The sequence below is a fragment of the Streptomyces umbrinus genome (assembly GCF_030817415.1).
Lineage (GTDB): Bacteria > Actinomycetota > Actinomycetes > Streptomycetales > Streptomycetaceae > Streptomyces > Streptomyces umbrinus_A.
This window is the reverse complement of record NZ_JAUSZI010000002.1, coordinates 9,285,655-9,307,885: the sequence shown is the minus strand read 5'-3', so window position 1 is coordinate 9,307,885 and position 22,231 is coordinate 9,285,655. Positions and strand designations below refer to the sequence as shown.

Below are 22,231 nucleotides of genomic sequence, written 5' to 3'. Positions count from 1 at the left end.
GCATGAGGGATTCATGCTGTTTTCGTGGGCAGGTCACTGGCGACCGCGGCGCGCCGACTGCCAAGGTCTGGGAGGCAGTTGAACGCCGCACTCTCTGGGGGGACGAGTGATCGAGATCGCCGTGCTCGGACCGCTGAACGCACGGGTGGGGCCGGCGTCAGTGGTACCGAGCGCACCGAAGCCACGGCAGGTCCTGGCTCTGCTGGCCCTCAACCGCGGGAATCCGGTGGGGGTTTCGGCCCTGGTCGACGAGTTGTGGGGAGACCGCCCGCCCCGCTCGGCCGAGGCCACGCTGCACACGTACGTGAAGCAGCTGCGCAGAATGATCGGCTCGGCGCTCGGTCCCGATCACGTACTCGGCCCGAAGGACGTGCTGCGCCGCGTTCCCGTCGGCTACCGCCTGGACGTCCCTCCGGACGCCATGGACGTCTCCCGTTTCGAACGGCTCGCCTCTGCAGGACGTGCCGCACTGGAGGCGGGCGCCGACGCCGAGGGTTCGGAGCTCCTGGTGGGGGCGCTGCGGCTGTGGCGGGGGCCCGCACTGGCCGATGTCTCGCCAGGACCCGTACTGCGTGCGGAGGTTCTGCGTCTGGAGGAGCTACGGCTGACCGCCCTGGAGGAGCGCTTCGGCGCGGAGCTCCGGCTGGGCCGCCACCGAGCGCTCCTCGGTGAACTCACCGCCCTGGCCTCCCGCTACCCCCTGCACGAGAGCCTCCACGCGCAGCTGATGATCGCCCTCCACCGCAGTGGACGCTCCTGGCAGTCGCTGGAGCTGTTCCGGGGACTGCGCCGCGTCCTGTCGGACGAGCTGGGACTCGAACCATCCGTACGCGTACGGCAGTTGCACGAGGCGATCCTGCGGGGCGACACGTCCCTGGACGCCGTCCGCGACCACTCTGATGGGGGGTGGAGCGGCGCCGCGCAGGGGCACCCCGACCGGGCATCGGGGTGGCGCGGCGCCGCTACGGGGACCCACGTGGTGACGCCATGACGACGACGGAGTACTTGGCACGGGCACCCCAACCTCACGCGCCGGTCCGGCTGTTGTGCTTCCCCTTCGCGGGAGGCGGGGCCTCGGCGTACGGCCGCTGGCAGCGCGAGCTCGACGCGCGGGGCGCCTCGGTGGACGTCCTGCCGGTACGGCTGCCGGGCCGCGAGGGGCGGTCCGGCGAGCCCCGATTCACCGAACTCGCCTCCCTGGTGGCGGAGTTGGATGAGGAACTCGACGAGGTACTGGCCTCACCGCATCTGCTGTACGGGCACAGCATGGGCTCCCTCATCGCGTACGCCTTGATCCGGCGGCGTCAGGAGCGGGGCGCGCCCCTTCCGTGCGCGGCCCTGCTCGCCGCGTACCGCGCCCCGCATCTGCCGCCGCCGCGCCTCGACTCCGACGCCGGTACTGGTGCCGGCTCCGGCTCCGATGCCGACTCCGACCTGGCCCGCGCGCTCGTCGCACTCGGCGGCCTGCCCGAGGCCCTGCTCGGGCACCCGGAGTGGCTGCGGGCGCTGCTGCCCGTGGTGCGGGACGACCTGGCACTGTGCGCGAGCGCGGGCCCGACCGGCGGGCCCGTACGTGTACCGCTCCATCTGTTCGCCGGGGCCGACGACCCCCTCGTACGGCTGCCCGAGGTGACCGCCTGGCGCCGGTACGCCGCGCGCGGCTCCGAGGTGCGGATCCTGCCGGGCGGCCACTTCTTCCTGCGGACGCACGAGGGGTGGCTGCTGGACGAGGTGGCGCCCCTGGTCCGCCGCCATGGCGGCCGGCGGGCGGTTCACGCGGCGGCGTCCTGAGCACCGTCGCCCACACCGTCGCCGTCTCCCCGGCCGACACCTACACCGCCACCATCGCCCAGACCGTCACCAGCGTCTGCCCGCCCGCCAACTGCCTTGTTCCGCCGCCGAGTCGACCGCAACAGCCGCACCAGCGGGATACCGGCGGCCGCCGTCAGCGGCACGTTCGCCCACAGCGCCCACCTCCACTCGGCACCGACGACCGTACCCGCCGCGAGGCCCGTACCGAGACCGGCGACGACCACGGCGCTCCACGCCAGGAGGAGCCGATCCGGGCGCTGCCCGTCGAGATCGAGGGTGAGCGTGAGGGCGGTGGCCGTGAGCGCCGCCGCGCCCGCCCCCTGGACCGCCCGGAAGGCGAGGAACGCCGGCGCGCCGGACACCAGCGTCAACGCCACCGACGACTGGACGAAGAGCCACAGCCCGAGGATCAGCACCGGAAGCGCCCGGGTGCGCCGGATCAGCAGGCGCAGTGGCAGTACCAGCAGGCCCAGCGCGAGGACGTACACGAGGACCGCCCACGGCAGCCAGCTCGCGCGCAGCCCGTTCGCCTCGCGCAGTGCCGGGCCCGTCGTGACCACCACGAAGACCCCGCCGGCGACGAGGAACTGGCTCAGCGCGCAGGCCGCGTACAGGACCCGGCCCCCGCCACCAAAACCGTTCCCGACCGGCGGCCGCTCAGCGCCCGGCATCGTGCACCTTCGCGACCCGCTCCCCCGGCTCCTGGAGCTGGAAGTACGCCCCGGCCAGCACCCGGCGGGTGAGCAACTCGCTGCGGTTCACGCCCCGGTAGAGCGTGCGCCGCCAGGCGCCGCCGACGCGGCCGTGCAGCGTGAAGAGGCGTTCCTGGCGGAGCTGGAGGGCCCGGGAGCGGGCCACGGACGCCTCGCGGGTGCGCTGGAAGGTGTCGGTCGCGGCATTCAGCGCCTGTGGCCCGCTGTCCAGGGCGTCCGCCACCAGGGGCGCCAGTGTGACCGCGTCGATGATGGCGTGGTTGACGCCCTGCCCGAGGATCGGGGTCAGCGTGTGGGCGGCGTCTCCGACGAGGACGATGCCGGGCGCGGACCAGCGCGGCACGACCGTGGTGAAGATGTCCAGCATGGATGTGTCCGACCAGGACCGCACCTGCTCGCGCACCGCGCCGGACAGTTCGGGGGCGAGCGCGTCGAGCCGTTCGTACAGGCGTGGCAGCCCCTGCCCCCGCATCTCCTTGAGGCCCCCCTTGGGAATGTTGAAGCCGACCCGGACGCTGTCGGGCCGGGTCGGGATGAACAGCCCGTGCTGGTCTCCCCGGATGCGGACGCGATACGTACGGTCGTCCCAATCTCCGTACGGAAACGGCAACTTGAGCCAGATGACGTCCCGCTCCAGCGGCATCGTCCGGTGCGCGAGGCCGGACATCTCGCGCACCTTGCTGAACCGTCCGTCCGCCGCGACGGTCAGCGTCGCCCGGATCTCCCGCTCGCCCTCGGCGGTGCGCACCTGGACCCCCGTGACGGTGCCGTCGTCGTCGCGCAGCAGTCCGGTGGCGGTCGCGCCCTGGAGGAGCGTGAAGCCGGGGTGGGCTGCGCCGGTCTCGGCGAGCGCGGACAGCAGGGCGGGCTGCGGGAGTTCGACGGGGAAGGGATGCGGATAGCGGAAGCGCTCGAAGTCCGCGGCTAACACGGTGTGCCCGGAGTCCTGGATCCGCATGTGGTGCATCTGGACGTACTCGCCGTCGAGCCGATCGAGCAGGCCGAGGCGGTCGAGCAGCCAGACGGAGTCGGGCGAGACGGACTCGCCGCGGAAGGACCGGTTGAAGTGCCGGCTCGCCTCCACCACCACCACAGGCACGGAACGCCGGGCGAGTTCCACGGCGAGCGTCAGCCCGGCGGGCCCACCGCCCACCACGCACACCTGCGTCGGTACGTCCATCAGCTGCCTCCTGGGAGTCCGTGCGGGTCGGTGCCGGAGCCGTTTCAGCGAACGACGCTTCGGTGACCTCCCCTCGCTGAACTCCACCCTCCGCAACGGTTCTTGTAGTCCCCTTGCGCGAACGCCCCTGCCACAAGGCCGCGTTAAGGCCGCTCTCCCACGCTCCCTGGCATGACCACCGCATCCATCACCCCGCGGACTCCCGCGCAGGGCACGCCCCGGACGTTCACCGACGTCGTGCGGGAGCGCACGGACGCGCTCGCCGAACGCGACGCGTTCGTCTTCCTCCCGGACGACGGGCAGGGATCGGTACCCGAGCACCTGACGTACGCCGGTCTGGACCGGCGGGCCCGCGGCATCGCCTCGTGGCTGCGCGAGCACCGGGCCGTCGGGCGGCCGGTGCTGCTGCTCCACCCACCGGGCACGGCGTTCGTCGCCGCCTTCGTGGGCTGCCTGTACGCGGGATCGGTGGCGGTGCCCGCGCCGCTGCCGACCGACCAGGGGCAGCAACTCGCCCGGGTGGCAGGCATTTTGAGGGACTCGGGCGCGTCCGCGGTGCTCTCCACGGGCGCGTACGTGCCGTTGCTGGAGGCGTGGCTGGACTCGCTGGCCCTGCCGCGGGTGCGCTGCCTCGCCACCGACCGGGAGGACATCGGTGACCCCTCGTCGTGGCGGGCGCCGGACACCTCTCCCGACGACCTGGCGTTCCTCCAGTACACGTCGGGCTCCACCAGCGAGCCCAAGGGCGTCATGGTCACGCACTCCAACCTGCTCGCCAACGAGGCGGCGATCGGCCGCTGGGCGGGCACCCACGAGGGCATGGTGGTCGGCGGCTGGCTGCCGCACTACCACGACCTGGGCCTCATCGGGCATCTCCTCCACTCCCTGTACGTGGGCGGTCTTTCGGTGCAGATGTCACCGCTGTCGTTCCTCAAACGGCCGCGCCGCTGGCTGGAGATGATCGGCGACTACCGCGTCGAGGGCTCCGGTGCACCGGACTTCGCGTACGACCTGTGTCTACGCCGGGTCACGGACGAGCAGTTGGCGCGGATCGACCTGTCGAGCTGGCGGTGCGCGCCCAACGGCGCCGAACCGGTACGCGCCGACACCCTGCGCGCCTTCGTGGAGCGCTTCTCCCCCGCCGGACTGCGCCGCGAGGTCTTCGCACCCTGCTACGGCCTCGCCGAGACCACGCTCCTGGTCACGGGCGCGGACCCGGCCACCGAACCGACGATCCGCACGGTCGACGCGGCCGCCCTCGAACAGGGCGTCCTGGCCGTCGGCGAGGGGCGCACACTCGCGGGCAGCGGGAGCGCCCGCGACTGTGAGGTGCGGATCGTCGCCCCCGGCACGGATACGCCTCTCGCGGACGGCCTCGTCGGCGAGATCTGGGTGCGCGGGCCGAGCGTGACCGCGGGCTACTTCGGCAACGACACGGCCACGGCCGGCTGCTTCCGGGCCGACGGCTGGCTCCGTACGGGCGATCTGGGAGTCCTGGACGCGGGCGAACTCTTCGTCACCGGACGCCTGAAGGAGGTCATCGTCCTCGCCGGGCGGAACCTCTATCCGCATGACATCGAGCGGGCCGCCCAGTCGGCGGCCCCGTCGCTCACGCGGGGAGCGGGGGCGGCCTTCGCGGTACGGTCCGGACGCTCCGCCGGAGCCACGACCTCCACCGAATTCGCCGGATCCACCGGTTCCATCGCAACGGGCGGCTCGGCCGGCTCCGAGCGCGAGCATCTCGTCCTCGTCCAGGAGGTGCGGCTCGCCGCGGTCCGCGACGGGGACCTGCGTGGGGTGGCGACGGCCGCGCAGAGCGCGATCGGGCGGGAGTTCGCCGTACCCGCCGGGAACGTGGTCCTGGTCAAACCCGGCACCGTACGCCGCACCACCAGCGGCAAGGTCCGCCGCACCACCATGCGCGACCTGTTCCTCGACGGCTCGCTGACCCCGCTGTACGAGGTCCTGGAACCGGCCGTACGGGACCTCGTGGGCGACGCGCCGGACGCGGTGGTGTCCTCGTGAACGGCGAGCACTCCCCGTACCGCCTGGCCGAGGAGCTGGAGCACGCGCTCGGGGACCCGGCGGACGCCCGCACCCCGTTCTCGTACGCGGCCTGCCTGGACCTGGACGCCCGCGAGGAGTTCCCGGCGGGGATCTGCCGGCTCCTGGACGACTGGGGCCTGCCCGACTATTACGTGCCGGTACGCCACGGCGGACGGCTCCGGGACTACGAGCACGCGCTGCATCTGGTCCGTACGGTGGCGCGCCGCGATCTGACGGTCGCGGTCGCGCACGGGAAGACATATCTGGGCGGGGTGTGCGTATGGGTCGCGGGCGGCGAGGAGCAGGCGGCGCGGCTCGGGAGCGACATCCGGGCGGGGGTTCCCGTGTCGCTGGCGCTCACCGAACGGGCCCACGGGAGCGACCTGTTGGCGGGGGAGGTCGAAGCCGTCACGGACGGCGAGGGGTTCGTCCTGCGCGGAGAGAAGTGGCTCATCAACAACGCGACCCGCGGCTCGGTCCTCTGCGTCCTCGCGCGCACCACCGCCGAGGGCGGCCCACGCGGCTTCAGCGTGCTGCTCGTCGACAAGAGGACTCTGAAGCCCGGAAGTTGGCGTCCACTGCCGAAGGTGCCGACGCACGGCATCCGGGGCGCGGACATCTCCGGGATCGTCCTCGACGGGGCGTACGTGGACCGGGAGGCTCTGATCGGTCCGGAGGGCGGCGGCATCGAGACCGTCCTCAAGTCCCTCCAGCTGACCCGCACGATGTGTGCGTCACTGTCCCTCGGCGCCGCCGACCACGGACTGCGCATCGCCCTGGACTTCGCCCGCGAACGACGCCTGTACGGACGCCCGCTGGCCGAACTCCTTCAGGCACGCGCCCTGTTGGCGGCCTCGGTGGCGGACGTCCTGACCCATGAGGCACTGGCCCTGGTCGCGTCCCGCATGGTGCACACCACGGCCGGCGAACTCTCCGTCGTCGCGGCCGTCACCAAGTACCTGCTGCCGACCGGCACGGAGGACATCCTGACCGCCCTCGGAGAGCTGCTGGGCGCCCGCGCCTTCCTGGTGTCGGGCCCCGGCACGGGTTCGTACGGCATGTTCCAGAAGGTCGAACGGGACCACCGCATCGTGGGCCTCTTCGACGGAAACACCCTCGTCAACCTCACCTCGCTGATCCTGCAGTTCCGTTCGCTCGTACGTCACTGGCGGCGCGGGACGCCACCCGCGGACGGCGTGCACACGGCGTGCGATCTCGCGGCGCCGCTCCCGGACTTCGACCCGGCGGAGCTGGAGTTGGCCGCACGGCGAGGCGCGGCTCCGGTGGCCGCACTCCAGGCCTGGACGGCGGCCCTGCGTGAACGGGCCACCGAGGAGCCCGCGTTGAAGGACGCGGTCGAGCTGGCCGAGCGCCTGCTGGCCGTGGCCGACCGCGTGCACGAGGAGATGGCCGCCTACGCGGATGTGGTGACCGACGTCCCTGAAGAGGCCTTCGCCGTGGCGCGGCGGTACTGCCTGTGCTTCGCCGGGGCGGCGTGCCTGGGGCTGTGGGTGGAGTCGGGCTCCGGGGTGCCGGGCGGTAAGGGCGTCTGGCGGGACGCGCTGTGGCTGCGGGCCGCGCTGGAGCGGTTGCTCGCGCGGCTGGGCGAACAGTCGTCGTCCGACGCGCAGGAGGAGCTGCTGGAAGAGGCGTTCGCGCTGCACGGGCACGGGCGGCTGGTCTCGCTGCTGCGGCTCCAACTCCGGCGGGAGGTGGCGTAGATGCCGTACACGACCCTCACCGCCGCCGATCGGGGGGCCGAACTCGCCAGGTCCTTCGGGGACTTCTGGGACCCCGGGAACCCGCTCGGCTCGTCCGCGTTCCTCGCCGCCGATGAGCAGGGCGTGCTGAGCGCTGATGGGGAGGCGCTGCTCGACCGGTTCGGGCTGGCCGCCGAGTACGTACCGGCGGAGCTCGGCGGACGGCTCACCCACCTGGACGGGCTGGTCCGGGTGATGCGCGAGGTGTTCCGGCGGGACGTCGGACTCGGTCTGGGGCACGGCATCACGTCGTTCATGGCGGCCGTCAACGTCTGGACGGCGGGCTCGCCGGAGCAGCAACGGCACCTGGCCGGCCTCCTGTTGGACGGCGGCCGGGCCTCGGTCGCGTACCACGAACTGGCCCACGGCAACGACTTCCTGCGCAACGAGTTCGCGGCCCGCCCGGCGGTCGGCGGCTATCTGCTGGAGGGCGTGAAGCAGGTCATCAACAACGCCGACCGGGCCGGTGCGTGGGTGCTGTTCGCGCGCACCGGCGACGGCCCGGGCAGCCGCAGCCACTCGGTGCTGCTCGCCGGCCCGGACGACGTGCCCGCCGACCGTGTGCAGCGTCTCGCCCGCTATCGCACCGCGGGCGTCCGTGGCTGCCGGCTCACCGGACTGGCCTTCCACGGCTGCCCGTTGCCCGCCTCCGCGCTCGTCGGCGCCGAGGGCCGGGGCGGCGAGGTGGCGCTGCGCTCCTTCCAGGTGACGCGCAGCGCTCTGCCGGGCATGGCGATCGGCACGGTGGACACCTGCCTGCGCTCGGTACTCCGCTTCGCCCTGGACCGGCGCCTGTACCGCCGCCGTGTCTTCGAACTCCCGCACGCGGCGGGGGTGTTGACCGCCGCGTTCGCTGACCTCCTCCTGTGCGACAGCCTGTCGCTGGCCGCCGCCCGTACGGTCCAACTGCGCCCGGAGCAGGCGAGCGTGACCGCCGCCGCCGTCAAATACCTCGTGCCCCGCCTGCTGAGCCGCACGGTACGAGATCTGTCGGTGGTGCTGGGGGCCCGCTTCTACCTGCGCGAGGGCGAGCACGCCGTGTTCGGCAAGCACGCACGGGACCTCCCGGTACTGAGCCTCGGCCACGCCGGCCCCACGGCATGCCTGGCCACGCTGATCCCCCAACAACGAAGGCTGGCCACAGCACCTCAACTGGAGCCCCTGGAGGCCCTGTTCACCCCGGCGGACGCCACAGTGCCGACACCTGGCATACCTTTCAGCCGCCTCACGCTCTCCGCGACGGGCGACTCACTGACCGCGGCCCTGACGCCAGAGGGCGCCCCCGCCCCCGTACGCCCCCTCCTGGCCGATCTCGCCGCCGACCTGTCGGCCGTACGCGACCGGGCCCGCGCCCTGCCCCCGGCCGACCGCACGCCACTCGCCTCCCCGCAGGCATTCGCCCTGGCCGCGCGCTACGCGGAACTGCTCGGCGCGGCTGCCGCCACAGGCGTGGCACGGTCCGCGCGGTCCGGCTTCCTGTCCGAACCCCCCTGGCTGGGCGCCGCCCTGCACCGCACGGCGTGCCGACTGGGCCTGCGCACGGGCCCGGTGCCGGACAGGTGGGCGAGACCCCTACGGCACGAACTCCTCTCCCGCTACGAGGAGTCACGCACGTTCGACCTGTACAACAGCGCCATCTAGGGGCGCGGAGAACTCCGCCCTTCAGGAGCGCGGGGAACTGCGCGACCAGCCACAACGCACCCGCAGCCGAAACACATCACCCCCCCAAAAAAAAGAAAAGGACCACCGGTCATGCCCGTACCGACGGCGCACACCGAGCAGACACTGACCACCTGGATCACCACCCGCGTGGCCGAGTACCTCCGACGGCCCCCCACCGAGATCGACCCGACGACCCCGCTCGCCGAATACGGCCTTGACTCCGTGGCCGCACTGAGCCTGTGCGGCGACGTCGAGGACCACTACGAGGTGACCATCGACCCGACGGCTGCCTGGGACTACCCGACCGTACGGGCGCTGGCCGGGCACCTGCTGACCGAGTTGGAGGGCCAGGGATGAACGCGGTGGCCGTCACCGGCATCGACTGCCGGTTCCCGGGCGCTGAAGACCCCGGCGCCTTCTGGGAGTTGCTGATGCGCTCGGGCGACGGGACAGGCCCCGTCCCGTCGCCGCGCTGGGACCCGTCGCTCACGGGCGGCCCGACGGAGGGCGGATTCCTCGCGGACGCGGACGCCTTCGACCACGAGTTCTTCAGGATCCCACCCCGCGACGCCGCCGCGATGGACCCGCAGCAGCGGCTGATGCTCCAGTGCGCGTGGCGGGCCGTCGAGGACTCGGGGGTGGCGCCCGGGCGGCTCGCCGGATCGCCGACCGGGGTGTTCGTCGGGGTCATGGGCAGCGAGTGGGCACAGCTCACGCTCACGGACCTGCCGCGCATCACCCCTCAGATCGGCTCGGGCAACGGCTACTGCATGATCGCGAACCGGATCTCGTACCACCTCGACCTGCGCGGCCCCTGCATGGCCGTCGACACGGCGTGCTCGTCCTCGCTGGTGGCGGTGCATCTCGCGGTGAACGCGCTGCTGACCGAGGAGTGCGACCGGGCGATCGCGGGCGGTGTGAACCTCGCCCTGACTCCGGCGCTCGGCCTCTTCTACGAGAAGGCGGGCCTCGCCGCGCCGGACGGGCGCTGCAAGCCGTTCAGCGCTGGGGCGGACGGGGTCGGGCGCGGCGAGGGCGTGGGCGCGGTGGTGCTGCGCCGCCTCGCGGACGCCCTCGCGGACGGCGATCCGGTGTACGCGGTGATCCGGGGCACCGCCGTGAACCAGGACGGCCGCAGCAACGGCATCACCGCACCCTCCCGCTGGTCGCAGCAGGAGGTCCTGGCGGCAGCCTGCCGCCGGGCGGGCGCCGACCCGCACGAGGTGTCGTTCCTGGAGGCCCACGGCACCGGTACGGCCCTGGGCGACATGATCGAGGCAAGGGCGCTGGGCCACCTGCACGCCGACCGGCCCCGTCGGCGCCCTCTCGCTCTGGGCTCGGTCAAGGGCAACCTCGGCCACACGGAGGGCGCCGCCGGCATCGCGGGCCTCATCAAAACGTGCCTGTCCCTCCACCACCGCACGGTTCCGGTGAGCCGGTACGCGGCCCGCGAGAACCCTCAACTACGGCTCGCCGAGCAGGGTTTGCGGCTCCTGAAGGCTCCCCTTCGGTTGCCCTCCGGAGAGCCGGTGCTGGCGGGTCTGAGCAGCTTCGGCATGGGCGGTACGAACGCGCACGCGGTACTGGAGTCGGCGCCGACGTCGAGCCGGGCGGAGGCGGGAATGCGGCGCTCAGCCACCCCGTCGGACCGCTCCGGCGTCAGCCTGCCGGAGCCGACAGGGTCCGGCCTGTCGGACCATTCGGGAACCGCTCGCCCAGGCCCCGTCACCAGCCTGCCGGAGCCGACAGGCAGCCGCCTCGGCGCCGAGGTGTTCGTCCTCACAGCGCCCACCGAGCGGGCCCTCCGCCGCAATCTGCTGGCGCAGTCCGACGTCATCGGCCGGCGCCGCACCCCGATCGGGCCGCTGTGCCGGGCGTCGCAGCGGGTGAAGACAGGGCACGGCCGGCACTACGCGGTCGTGGCCGGGGACAGCGCCGAGTTGGCGGTACGACTCCGGGAGGCGGCCGGGGCCCTGGGCCCGACAGGCTTGAACAGCTCGACCCGCCCTGCCACCTCGGTCGCTCCGACCGCTCCGACCAGGTCAACGAGCCCCACCAACCGCAACGACGCCACCAGCGAACCGCCCCTCACCGCCTGGCTGTTCACCGGCCAAGGCGCCCAGTACCCAGGCATGGGAGCCCGCCTCTACCGCGAGTCCGCCCTGTTCCGACGGCACCTCGACGGCGTCGACGCCGCGCTCCTCCCCCACACCGGCCGCTCCATCCGCGACCTGCTCCTCACCGGCGACGCGGCGGTGCACAGGACCGGTTGGGCCCAGCCAGCCCTGTTCGCGGTCGGCCACGCACTCGGCGCGACCCTCACCGAAGTCGGCGTACGTCCCGCCCTGCTGCTCGGCCACAGCGTGGGCGAGTTCGCGGCCGCCGTTCACGCCGGTGCGCTGCCTCTCGAAGGCGCGGCGCGACTCGTCGCCGTACGAGGTGCCCTGATGGAGCAACTCCCCGACGGCGGAGGCATGCTGGCAGTGCACGCCTCCGCGGACCGGCTGCGTGACCTGGTCGAGCGCGAGCCGCTGGTCGGTTTCGCCGCACTCAACGGCCCCCGCTCGACCGTGATTTCGGGCGACCTGGCCGCACTGGACCGCATCGCGGAGTCACGCGAGCTGGACGGCGTACGACTCCGCCGCCTTGACGTCTCGCACGCCTTCCACTCCCCGCTGATGCGCCCGGCGCTGGAAGCGTTCCGCCGGGTGGCCGAGCAAGTCACGGGCGGGACACCCCGGTTGCCGTTCTACTCGACGCTGCGCGGCAAGCGCCTGGAGTCCGAGCAACTGGACGCCTCGTACTGGACCGAACACATCGAGGCTCCGGTGCTGTTCGCCGACGCCGCGGCCCAGCTCCTGGACGAACGGCCGACGCACCTCCTGGAGCTCGGCCCCCGTCCGGTCCTCACCACCCTCGCCCGCCGACTGGACGACCGGTCCGCCGACCCGGAAGCCCTCGACCGGTCCACCGAGCCGGTCACCCTGCACCCGCTCCCCGCTCCCGAATCTGGCGGCCGCGCCCTCGCCGAAACCGTGGCCGCGCTCTACCGGGCAGGCATCGACATCGACTGGACGGCGGCGGCCCACCCCGGCCGGGACCAGACCCCGGCCCGCCTGACCCCGTACGCCTTCGCCACGGACAGCCGCTTCTGGCACACGGGAGGGCCGACGCGTACGGCGGCACCGGGCGCCCCCGTCGCCGTACAGGAGGAGCCGCAGGCACCGGAGGCGGACCCGCCGCCCACAGAAGCCGTGACAGCGACAGCAACCACACCAGCGACTCCGCCCCAGGACCCCGTAGCCACCGCCGTGTACGAAACCGTCGCCGCACTCGGCGGCTACGACCCCACCGCCCTCTCCCCCGGCTCCCGCTTCCACGACGACCTGGGCCTCGACTCCGTCGCCCTGGTCGAACTCAAGGAGCGTCTGACCGAGCGCCTGCCCGCGGTGGGCGCGCTCCCGGTCCAGGACCTGCTCCCCCGGCTCACCTCCCTCGGCGAGCTCATCGGCTATCTGCGGCAGGAGACGTCCGCATGACCCCTCCCGGCCCTTCCCCTTCCGTCCACGTCAGGTCCGCCGGTTCGGCGCTGCCCGGCGAGCCCGTCGACAACACCGCGCTCGCCGCCGCCCTGGGGGTCAACGAGGAGTGGATCGACGTCTTCATCGGCACCCGCACCCGGCATTTCGCCCGCGATCTGACGAGCGGCGACATCCGGTGGACCCTGGCTGACCTGTGCGCAGACGCGGCGGCGAACGCGCTGGAGAACTCCGGAACGGACCCGGCGGAGGTGGAGTTCCTGGTCCTGGGCACCGCGACGCCGGACCATCTGATGCCGGCCACGGTCAACCAGGTGGCCGACCAGCTCGGCCTCGACCAACTGCCCACCTACCAGTTGCAGTCGGGCTGCGCGGGGGCGGTCCAGGCGCTGTCCGTCGCCCAGTACCTCATAGGCAGCGGCGAGTTCACGACCGGTCTCGCGATCGGCGGCGACGTCTGCACCAAGCATCTGGACCTGCGCCGCGACCTCTCCGAGGCGGCTCCGGGCGACCTCGTGAACTGCGTGCTGTTCGGCGACGGCGCGGGGGCAGCCGTCCTCGGTTCGCGGCCGGGCGACAGGGCCGTGGCGCTTCGCCGGGTCCTCAACCGCTGTACGGGCCTGGGGCGCGAGCCGGGCCAGATCATCGACTGGTTCGGCCTCGCCGACCGCGACGAACCGCGTCAGGCGCTCATCGAGGACTACAAGGCCATCGAGGAGTCCGTACCGACGATGGCTGTCGAGATCCTCTGGGAGCTGCTCGACAGCCTGGGCTGGGCGGCCGGGGACCTCGACTTCCTGCTGCCCCCGCAGCTGTCCGGACGGATGACCCGGCTGATCACCGAGCAACTGGGAGTGCCCGAGGCCCGCGAGATCTCCTGCGTGGCCGACACCGGCAACAACGGCAACGCCCTCCCGTTCCTCCAACTGGAACGCCTGCTGCGGGAGATGACGAGCGGTCAGAAGGCCCTGGCCGTGGCCGTCGAGTCGAGCAAGTGGATCAAAGCCGGCTTCGCGCTGGAACACCTCTGAACCCTCGCCGGAAGGACATCGCATGCCCGAGCGCCATCCCACGGACCACATCACGCCTGCCGACCCCTTCGACCACCTCGACCACCTCGACCGGCCGCCCGAACAGCAGGGTGCTGTCCGGGCCCCGCTCGACCACCTGGGCGAGCTGAAGGAATTCGCCCGCATCCACGCCCGCAACCAGGGCATGGGCGCCCGCGGAACGGCCCGCATCCTCGCCCGCATCGGCACGGACGCCCCCGACGCGGCCGACTCCTGGACCCGCGTCTGGCGGCTGCGCGGCGACGAACTGGAAGACCGGGGACGCCTGTTGGCGGCCTGCCGCCACTACACCCTGGCCCGTTTCCCCTACCCGTACGACGATCCCCGACGCCACGCACAGCAGACGGCCGTCGCCACCTTCGACACCTGGCGGCGGACGCACGGAGGCATCGAGCGTCTCGAACTCCCGTACCCGGACGGCACGTTGCACGCATGGGCGTCGGGCCTGGACACGCACCGCCGTTCCCACCGCCCCCTTCTCCTCATGATGGGCGGCATCGTCAGCGTCAAGGAGCAGTGGGCACCCCTGCTGCCCCGGCTCACCAAACTCGGCTACGCGGCCGTGGTCGCCGAACTCCCCGGCGTGGGCGAGAACACCCAGCGCTACACGGCCGACTCCTGGCGGCTGATCCCCTGGCTCCTGGACCACCTGTCGCCCCGGGCCAGCACCGACGCCGCCACACTCCTCTTCCTCAGCTTCGGCGGACACATGGCCCTGCGGGCCGCCGCCGAGGACCCGCGCGTCGGCCGGATCCTGACGGTCGGCCCGCCGGTCGCCGGCTTCTTCACCGACCCGACGTGGTGGGAGCGGGTCCCGCGCATCACCAAGGACACCCTGAGCCGACTGACCGGAGCCCGGGACGAGCCAGAACTCCGTTCAAAGCTGCAGGAGTTCGCCCTCACCGAGGAGCAACTGCGTTCGGTCGGCGCGGCGGTCCGCTGCGTGGCGAGCGCCCGGGACGAGATCATCCCGCCCCGCGACGCGCACCTCCTGCGCACCGCCGTGCCCGACGTACGCGTCAAGGTGATCGACGATGTGCACGGCTCGCCCGGACATCCGGGAGCGGTCCGCCGCTGGCTCGCCTGGAACCTGCGCGGGGCCGGCCGGCAGGGGCGGCGGCAACAGCGGCGGCGGTGACCGGCTCGGACGCGTGCGAGCTGAGCACACGCGCGTGCAGTCGCACCAGGGCGGGCCCGGGCGTGACGCCCAACTCGTCGTGCAGCGACCGGTGTACGGCACGGTAGGCGCGCAGCGCGTCCGTGGTCCGGCCCGCCCGGCGCAGCGCCTCCATCAGCTGGCAGTGCAACTGCTCGCGCAGCGGATGGGCGCGGGCCAGCTCCATCAGCTCGCCCGTCACCTCGTGGTGGCGGCCGAGCCGCAGGTCCGCCTCGATCCGCAACTCCAGCGCTTCGAGCCGCAGTTCGTCGAGGCGTACGGCCGCCGCCATCAGCACCTCACCCTGCGGGACGCCGGACAGCGCGGGCCCGCTCCACAGCGCGAGGGCGTCCCCCAACGCCCCTGAGGCGGCCGCGAAATCGCAGGCCCCGAAGGCGGCCCGGCCGCGCGAGAACAACTCCTCGAACCGTCGCAGATCCAGTTCGCCGGGCTCGACCCGCAGCAGATATCCGGGTGGCCGGGTCTCCAACGGCCCCCGGCCATGGGCCCCTTGAATGAGGGCCTTGCGCAGATGGGACACGTACACCTGCAGGGTCGTCGCGGCGGTGCGGGGCGGCCCGTCCGGCCACAGTTCGTCGAAGAGGGCGCCGGCGGGCACCACGGCTCCGGCACGCACCAGCAGGGTCGCGAGCACCGCCCTCTGTTTGGGCGCGGACGGTGTGCGGGGTTCGAGGCAGACAGGACCCAGTACTCGGAAGCGCATGGCAACTCCTCAGCCGTTCCTGAGCCAAGCCTGCCCCGACACCGGGTAGCGCCCCGGGAGATCCACTGGAGCCCCGCGGGAGAAGCACGGGAGGCCCTGTGCCGGGCCGCCCTGACAGATCCCGCCGCCGCGCCACTCCGGCGAGTCCCGAGCCGGGCCACTCCCGCAAATCCCGGCACCGCGCCACTCCCGCGGACCCCAAGCCGGGCCACCCCCGACCCCGGCACCACGCCACTCCCACAGACCCCAAGCCGCACCACCCCCGACCCCGGCACCACGCCACTCCCACAGACCCCAAGCCGCACCACCCCCGCAAGTCCCGATGCGCGCCCGCTCCGGCACGCCCCGGAGCCGCTGTGTGGCCTGTCGGACCCTGGCACCGCCCAAGGCCACCGGCCCGCCGCCCACGGGCACTCCCCCGCCCAGCACAAACGGCTGGGCCAGGCCGGGACACCTACAGAGCCGCCTGCCGAGGCGATCCCGTCCGCCTCCGCCCCGCCGGACCTACCGTCCCCGAAAGCCCCGCCGAGGCATCATCAGGCCCCACGCAGGCACCGGCAGGCCCCGCCGAGGCCAGCGCCGTCGGCCCCCGGCCAAACCCCGGAGGGGGAAGCAGCCGACACCCACCAGCGCCTCCCCGGCCGAAGCCGCATCCAGACCCGCCCCGTCAACTCACCCCACCGACGAGTAAGCCACCACTCCCCGCAGCAACTGATCAACCGCCTTGCGCGCGTTCTTCGCCACCGTCGAACTCGCGCCGGACGAGACCGGCGCCGCGGCCGAGATCTGTCCCAGCACGTCGATGACCTGCTTGCACCAGCGGACGAAGTCACCGGCGGGCATCTCCGCCTCGCGCAGCACCTCGTCGAGGCCCTTGCCGGAGGCCCACTCGTAGGCGGCCCAGGCGAAGCCGAGGTCGGGCTCGCGCTGGCCGACGCCCTCGGTCTGTGTGATGCGGAAGTCCTCCTCCAGGGCGTCGAGCCGGCCCCAGATGCGGACCATCTCGCCGAGCGCGGCCTTCGCCTTGCCCGACGGCAGCTTCGGCGCCATCGCGTCGTCGCCGACCCTGGACTCGTACACCAACGCCGAGACGCACGCGGCCAGCTCGGCCGGGCCGAGGCCCTCCCAGACCCCTTCGCGCAGGCATTCGCTGGAGAGCAGGTCCATCTCGCCGTACAACCGGGCGAGCCGCTTGCCGTGTTCGGTGACCTCGTCCCCGCGCAGATAGTCCAGCTCGGTCAGGAGCGCGACGATGCGGTCGAAGGTGCGGGCGATGGTGTTCGTCCGGCCCTCGATGCGGTTCTCCAACTGGGCGGTGTCGCGCCGCAGTCGGTGGTAACGCTCGGCCCAGCGGGCGTGGTCCTCGCGGTCGGTGCATCCGTGGCAGGGATGGGCCCGGATCGCCGTGCGCAGCTGGGCGATCTCGCGATCGTCGGCGGCCTCGGCGCGGCGCTTGCGGTGCCGCTCGGGCACGATGTGTCCGGCCTTGGTGCGCAGCGCCGAGGCGAGGTCGCGGCGCGACTGCGGAGAGCGCGCGTTGAACGACTTCGGGATGCGCATCCGCTCCAGCGCCTCGACGGGCACCGGGAAGTCGGTCGTGTTGAGCCGCTTGACCTGGCGCTCGGCGGTGAGGACGAGCGGCCGCGGCCCGTCGTGGTGCTCGAAGCCCCGGTGGCCGTTGGACCGCCCGGCGGGCAGCCCCGGGTCGAGGACGAGCGCGAGTCCCGCGAACTTGCCGGTCGGGACATGGATGACGTCACCCGGCTTGAGCTTCTCCAGGGAGACGGCCGCCTCCGCGCGCCGCTGCGAGGCGCCCTGCTTGGCCAGCTCGGTCTCGCGGTCCTTGAGGTCACGGCGCAGCCGCGCGTACTCCTCGAAGTCCCCGAGGTGGCAGGTCATGGACTCCTTGTAGCCCTCGAGACCCTCCTCGTTGCGCTGCACCTGGCGGGAGATCCCGACGACCGACTTGTCGGCCTGGAACTGCGCGAAGGACGTCTCAAGGAGTTCGCGCGAGCGGTGCCGCCCGAACTGCTCGACGAGGTTCACCGCCATGTTGTACGACGGCTTGAAGCTGGAGCGCAGCGGGTACGTGCGCGTGCCGGCGAGTCCCGCGAGGTGGTCGGGGTTGATGCCGCGCTGCCAGAGCACGACGGCGTGGCCCTCGACGTCGATGCCGCGGCGGCCGGCCCGGCCGGTGAGCTGGGTGTACTCGCCGGGGGTGATGTCGGCGTGCTGCTCGCCGTTCCACTTGACGAGCTTCTCCAACACCACCGAGCGGGCGGGCATGTTGATGCCGAGCGCGAGGGTCTCGGTGGCGAACACGGCCTTCACCAGGCCGCGTACGAACAGTTCCTCGACGACCTCCTTGAACGTCGGCAGCATGCCCGCGTGGTGGGCCGCGATGCCGCGCTCCAGGCCTTCCAGCCACTCGTAGTAGCCGAGGACGTGGAGGTCCTCGGTGGGGATGGAGGCCGTGCGCTCCTCGACGAGGGCGCGGACCTTCTCCCGGGCCTCCTCGTCGTTCAGCCGCAGCCCCGCGTACATGCACTGCTGGACGGCGGCCTCGCAGGCGGCGCGGCTGAAGATGAACGTGATGGCGGGCAGCAGCCCTTCGGAGTCGAGCCGCTCGATGACCTCGGGCCGCCCCGGCGTCCACACCCGGGACCGCTGTCGCCGCTCGCGCTCGCGGTCGGCGTCGCGCATGGCGCGGCCCCGCTTGCGGTCCTGGTACGACGGACGGCTGGCCTCCATGCGCGCCAGGCGTGTGAGGTCGGGGTTGACGGCCTTCTTGTGGCCCTCGCCCTCCTCGAAGAGGTCGTACATCCGGCGCCCGGCGAGTACGTGCTGGAAGAGCGGCACGGGCCGGTGCTCGGAGACGATCACCTCGGTGTCGCCGCGCACGGTGTCGAGCCAGTCGCCGAACTCCTCCGCGTTCGACACCGTCGCCGACAGTGACACCAGGGTCACCGACTCGGGGAGGTGGATGATCACTTCCTCCCAGACGGCGCCGCGGAAGCGGTCCGAGAGGTAGTGCACCTCGTCCATGACGACGTAGCCGAGGCCGAGGAGGGTCTGCGAGCCCGCGTACAGCATGTTCCGGAGGACCTCGGTGGTCATCACGACCACCGGTGCCTCGGAGTTGACGCTGTTGTCGCCGGTGAGCAGGCCGACCTTGTCCGCGCCGTAACGACGGCACAGGTCGGCGTACTTCTGGTTCGACAGTGCCTTGATGGGCGTGGTGTAGAAGCATTTCTTGCCCTGCTGGAGGGCGAGATGGACGGCGAACTCGCCGACGATCGTCTTGCCCGAGCCGGTGGGCGCGGCCACGAGAACACCCTTGCCCGCTTCGAGGGCCCGACAGGCCTCGATCTGGAAGGGGTCGAGGCCGAAGTCGTACATCTCGCGGAAGTCCGCGAGCGCGGTGGCCTGCTCGACAGCACGCTTACGGGCTGCCGCGTACCGCTCGGCCGGTGAGAGATCCTCTGTCATCGTGCATTCGAGACTACCGGCCACCACTGACAACAGGACGATCATTATCCGATCGGAGCCTGTGGATCCGGCGTCCGACCAGCTCAGGAAGTCCCCCCGGGACCGCGTTCCGCTGCTCAGGGGCCCGCGACCCGCACCGCGCCACGTACGCACTCCGCGGTCAGCGGCAGCGGCCCGAGCGGCTCCCCGTCGGCGTATCCGGTGATCCCTTCGGCAGCCAGTTCGATCTTCGCGGCGCGGTGCACGGTGATCTTGGGGTGGCCGAGATGCGTCCCCTTGTAGACCTGCGGAAAGACCCGGAGCAACGACCTTCGGCTGCAGTCCCCGACCACGGTGATGTCGAAGAGCCCGTCCGTGAGATCGGCGCCCGCGCAGATCTTCATCCCGCCCCCGTACGAGGAACCGTTGCCGACGGCCACCAGCGTCGCCTCGATATCGCGGACCTCTCCGTCGTCCAGCGTGATCCGGAACGGGAAGGGCTTGAAGGCGGCGAGTTCGGCGAGCATCGCGAGGTCGTACTTGAAGCGGCCGGTGGGCCATCTCATGCGGTTGCCGCGGTCGTTGACCCTCGAGTCGAAGCCGGAGGCGAGGACGGTGCCGAACCAGGTGCCGCCGACGCGCCCCAGGTCGATGTCGCGCAGCCGTGCCCCCTTGAGGGCCTCGGCGACCACCCGTCCCGCGGCGGCCGGGTCGCGCACCGGCAGTCCGAGGGCCCGCGCGAAGTCGTTCCCGGTGCCGACTGCGACCAGGCCCAGCGGTGTACGGGTCCCGGCGACGGCCTGGAGCGCGAGGTTGGCCATGCCGTCGCCGCCGACGGCCACCAGGGCGCCCGTGCCGGCCTCGACGGCGGCACGCGCGCGCGTGAGGGCGTCCTCGGCGTTCTGCCCGAGCACCGTGCGTACGGAGAAGCCGGCCGCCCGCAACGCGGAAGCGGCCGGCTGCGCCGCGTGGGCGCCCCGGCCGCGTCCCGCGGTGGGGTTGACGAAGAGGGTGATCTCGCTGGTCACGGCCACGGACCCTACAACGTCGTCCGGCAAGGTCGTCCGGCGACGTCAGGTCACGTCGTCGTAGCCGTTGATCCGGTCGTGCTCGGAGTCCGCCTGTGCCGGGAGCGCGCGGTTCGCCGACACGGACTCGATCTCGCCGATGTCCTCGGGCGTGAGGTCGAGCTCGGAGGCCTCGTCGTCGTCCGGGCCCTCGGCCTCGCGACGGGCCCTGCGGCGGTCGTTCAGCAGCGAGAAGCCGGTGGCCGCGAAGTAGAGGATCCAGATCGGCCCGGCGAGCGCCATCATCGTCAGCGGGTCGGTGCTGGGCGTGGCGACCGCGGCGAACACGGTGATGCCCATGATCATGCCGCGCCACCAGCCGGCCATGCGCTTGCCGGAGATGATCCCGGTCATGTTGAGCATCACCAGAAGCAGCGGCAGCTCGAACGAGAGGCCGAAGACGATCACCATGCGCGTGACGAGGTCGAGCAGGTCGTCCAGGGGCAGCAGGTTGTCCACGCCGAACGGTGTGAACTCGATCAGGACCTTCGCCGTGGTGGGCAGCACCTTGTACGCGAAGAATCCGCCGCCGAGGAAGAGCGGGACGCCCGTCGCGACGAACGCGTAGGCGTACTTCTTCTCGCTCTTGTGCAGGCCGGGCGCAACGAAGGCCCAGAGCTGGTAGAGCCAGATCGGCGAGGCGAAGACGACGCCCGCCATCAGGGACACCTTCAACGCCAGGGTGAACGGCGTGAGCAGACCATTGATCGTGATCTGCGCGCAGGTGGTGTCCTTGGGCTCACTCGCCAACTGCTCGAACGACTTCGCACAGCCCACCGAGTCGAGGATCGGCTCGGTGAAGAAGTTGATGATGTCGTTGTAGAAGAAGGCGGCGACGACCGTGACGAGGACGATGGCCAGCATCGCCTTCGCGAGCCGGTTGCGGAGCTCACGAAGGTGCTCCGCGAGGGGCATCCGCCCCTCCGGATCCTTCTCTTCGTTCTTGCGGGCAGACTTGAGCAACCCACGTTCCCATCTCGTGCAGGGGGCCGGCGGTCACCGGCCCTGCGTCAGCGCTTGGTCGTGTCCGTCGGCTCGGTGACCGGGCGCGAGCTGGTCACGTCACCGGGTGCGGCCTGGATGGTGCGCTGGACCTGGGACTGGTCGTCCTGCGGCGGGGCTGCCGGGGTGGCACTGTCGTCCTTGCCCTCGGTCTTCATCGCCTTGGCCTCGCTCTTGAGAATGCGGGCGGACTTGCCCAGCGAGCGGGCCATGTCCGGAAGCTTCTTCGCGCCGAACAGCAGGATGATGACGACGAGGATGAGAATGATCTCGGGAGCGCCGAGCCTTCCGAACATAAGCTTTTACCTTCTCACCGAGGCGGCGTGGTTGGGTTGCTGCCCGACCGGTCGGACGTCTGTCCGACAGTCGTGCTGGCAGCGATCGTAACGCTCAGGGGTAAACGCGGGGCAATCCCTGTGCGTACTCCCAGTTCGCGGTCCGCGCCTCGCTCTCCGGGCCGCGACCAGCAGCGTACCCGCCGATCCTGCGAAGCTGACAGGTCGGAGTGACTCAAAGCGCACGGACAGCAGGGCTCAGAGGGCGTCCGCGGCGCGGGCCGCACCGGCGGACGCGTGCTCCAGATCCTCGGCGGCGCGATTGATCCTGCGTGCGGACTCGGTGACCTGCCTGCCCAGACGCTCCGCCTCCAGAAAGACACGGACGGCGAGCACGCCGAGGACGGAGATTCCCAGGAAACCCACAGCGATCGCGAACATCGGCCAGAACATGGCTCGACCCTAAGCCCCGTGAGCCGTCGCGTGGAGCCGCAGGGCCCGGACCCCTCCGCCGGTGAGGAGTTCGACGATGCGCTCCCCGGCCGGCTTACGAACCGCGGCGCCGCACTCCGGGCAGGTGAAGGAGTAGAAAGTGGTCCGATGTGTGGCGCCGACGACCAGGCGCAGGGCGTTCGCTGAGAGTTCGAAGCCGCCCCGGCAGTCGGGGCACGCGGCCTTGAACACCACGGGGTCCACCCGTGTCATCCCCGAGAACGCGGACGCAACGGACATTTCACTGATACCCGACATCGCCGAC

At 72.0% G+C, this 22,231-nt stretch carries 18 protein-coding genes; 9 read left to right on the top strand and 9 right to left on the bottom strand.

What is annotated here, in order from left to right:
- Positions 1 to 109: 109 nt before the first annotated feature.
- Together QF035_RS41090 and QF035_RS41085 are read left to right on the top strand one after the other, a co-directional pair.
- Positions 110 to 991, top strand: coding sequence for an AfsR/SARP family transcriptional regulator (locus QF035_RS41090; RefSeq protein WP_373467017.1), 882 nt, complete (start codon positions 110 to 112; stop codon positions 989 to 991).
- Positions 988 to 1,791, top strand: a complete 804-nt coding sequence (locus QF035_RS41085) for a thioesterase II family protein (protein WP_307526396.1) — start codon at positions 988 to 990, stop codon at positions 1,789 to 1,791. Before QF035_RS41090 ends, QF035_RS41085 begins: the two co-directional genes overlap by 4 nt.
- Here QF035_RS41085 and QF035_RS41080 read toward each other — a convergent pair.
- Both QF035_RS41080 and QF035_RS41075 read right to left on the bottom strand, forming a co-directional pair.
- Positions 1,773 to 2,483 (bottom strand): MFS transporter, encoded by a 711-nt coding sequence (locus tag QF035_RS41080; protein WP_307526395.1) that lies wholly within the window; start codon positions 2,481 to 2,483, stop codon positions 1,773 to 1,775. The genes QF035_RS41085 and QF035_RS41080 overlap by 19 nt on opposite strands.
- Positions 2,470 to 3,705: an FAD-dependent oxidoreductase gene (locus QF035_RS41075; protein WP_307526393.1), complete on the bottom strand. Its 1,236-nt coding sequence runs from the start codon at positions 3,703 to 3,705 to the stop codon at positions 2,470 to 2,472. Before QF035_RS41075 ends, QF035_RS41080 begins: the two co-directional genes overlap by 14 nt.
- Positions 3,706 to 3,876: 171 nt before the next feature.
- On the opposite strand from QF035_RS41075, the gene QF035_RS41070 reads away from it, so the two are divergent.
- The 7 genes from QF035_RS41070 to QF035_RS41040 all read left to right on the top strand — a co-directional run bounded on the left by QF035_RS41070 (position 3,877) and on the right by QF035_RS41040 (position 14,920).
- Positions 3,877 to 5,730 carry a fatty acyl-AMP ligase gene (locus QF035_RS41070; protein WP_307526392.1) on the top strand — a complete coding sequence of 618 codons (1,854 nt, stop codon included), beginning with the start codon at positions 3,877 to 3,879 and terminating at the stop codon, positions 5,728 to 5,730.
- Positions 5,727 to 7,472 carry an acyl-CoA dehydrogenase family protein gene (locus QF035_RS41065; RefSeq protein ID WP_307526390.1) on the top strand — a complete coding sequence of 582 codons (1,746 nt, stop codon included), beginning with the start codon at positions 5,727 to 5,729 and terminating at the stop codon, positions 7,470 to 7,472. The genes QF035_RS41070 and QF035_RS41065 overlap by 4 nt, the downstream gene beginning before the upstream one ends.
- Positions 7,473 to 9,152 carry an acyl-CoA dehydrogenase family protein gene (locus QF035_RS41060; protein ID WP_307526388.1) on the top strand — a complete coding sequence of 560 codons (1,680 nt, stop codon included), beginning with the start codon at positions 7,473 to 7,475 and terminating at the stop codon, positions 9,150 to 9,152.
- A 111-nt stretch (positions 9,153 to 9,263) separates the two neighbouring features.
- Complete coding sequence (locus QF035_RS41055) at positions 9,264 to 9,530, top strand: acyl carrier protein (protein ID WP_266741536.1); 267 nt, start codon at positions 9,264 to 9,266, stop codon at positions 9,528 to 9,530.
- On the top strand, positions 9,527 to 12,712 hold the full coding sequence (locus tag QF035_RS41050; protein WP_307526385.1) for a type I polyketide synthase: 3,186 nt from the start codon (positions 9,527 to 9,529) through the stop codon (positions 12,710 to 12,712). The genes QF035_RS41055 and QF035_RS41050 overlap by 4 nt, the downstream gene beginning before the upstream one ends.
- The gene (locus tag QF035_RS41045) at positions 12,709 to 13,743 is read left to right on the top strand and encodes a 3-oxoacyl-ACP synthase III family protein (protein WP_307526383.1); all 1,035 of its coding nucleotides are present in this window, start codon (positions 12,709 to 12,711) and stop codon (positions 13,741 to 13,743) included. The genes QF035_RS41050 and QF035_RS41045 overlap by 4 nt, the downstream gene beginning before the upstream one ends.
- Positions 13,744 to 13,765: 22 nt before the next feature.
- Complete coding sequence (locus tag QF035_RS41040; protein WP_307526381.1) at positions 13,766 to 14,920, top strand: alpha/beta fold hydrolase; 1,155 nt, start codon at positions 13,766 to 13,768, stop codon at positions 14,918 to 14,920.
- Here the strand turns inward: QF035_RS41040 and QF035_RS41035 are convergent.
- From QF035_RS41035 to QF035_RS41005, 7 genes are all read right to left on the bottom strand, one after another.
- Entirely contained in the window at positions 14,802 to 15,662 is an 861-nt protein-coding gene (locus tag QF035_RS41035) for an AfsR/SARP family transcriptional regulator (RefSeq protein WP_307526379.1), read from the bottom strand. The two genes, QF035_RS41040 and QF035_RS41035, sit on opposite strands and share 119 nt — an antisense overlap.
- Before the next feature lie 672 nt (positions 15,663 to 16,334).
- Positions 16,335 to 19,196 carry a DEAD/DEAH box helicase gene (locus QF035_RS41030; RefSeq protein ID WP_307526377.1) on the bottom strand — a complete coding sequence of 954 codons (2,862 nt, stop codon included), beginning with the start codon at positions 19,194 to 19,196 and terminating at the stop codon, positions 16,335 to 16,337.
- A gap of 71 nt (positions 19,197 to 19,267) precedes the next feature.
- Complete coding sequence (locus QF035_RS41025) at positions 19,268 to 20,158, bottom strand: diacylglycerol kinase (protein WP_307526375.1); 891 nt, start codon at positions 20,156 to 20,158, stop codon at positions 19,268 to 19,270.
- Positions 20,159 to 20,203: 45 nt separating this feature from the next.
- On the bottom strand, positions 20,204 to 21,160 hold the full coding sequence (gene tatC / locus QF035_RS41020; RefSeq protein ID WP_143635622.1) for a twin-arginine translocase subunit TatC: 957 nt from the start codon (positions 21,158 to 21,160) through the stop codon (positions 20,204 to 20,206).
- Positions 21,161 to 21,207: 47 nt separating this feature from the next.
- Positions 21,208 to 21,495, bottom strand: coding sequence for a Sec-independent protein translocase subunit TatA (gene tatA, locus QF035_RS41015; RefSeq protein WP_143635623.1), 288 nt, complete (start codon positions 21,493 to 21,495; stop codon positions 21,208 to 21,210).
- 237 nt (positions 21,496 to 21,732) lie between these two features.
- Positions 21,733 to 21,927, bottom strand: a complete 195-nt coding sequence (locus QF035_RS41010) for a hypothetical protein (RefSeq protein WP_269646754.1) — start codon at positions 21,925 to 21,927, stop codon at positions 21,733 to 21,735.
- 9 nt (positions 21,928 to 21,936) lie between these two features.
- The gene (locus tag QF035_RS41005; protein WP_307526372.1) at positions 21,937 to 22,224 is read right to left on the bottom strand and encodes a hypothetical protein; all 288 of its coding nucleotides are present in this window, start codon (positions 22,222 to 22,224) and stop codon (positions 21,937 to 21,939) included.
- Between the last annotated feature and the right edge of the window lie 7 nt (positions 22,225 to 22,231).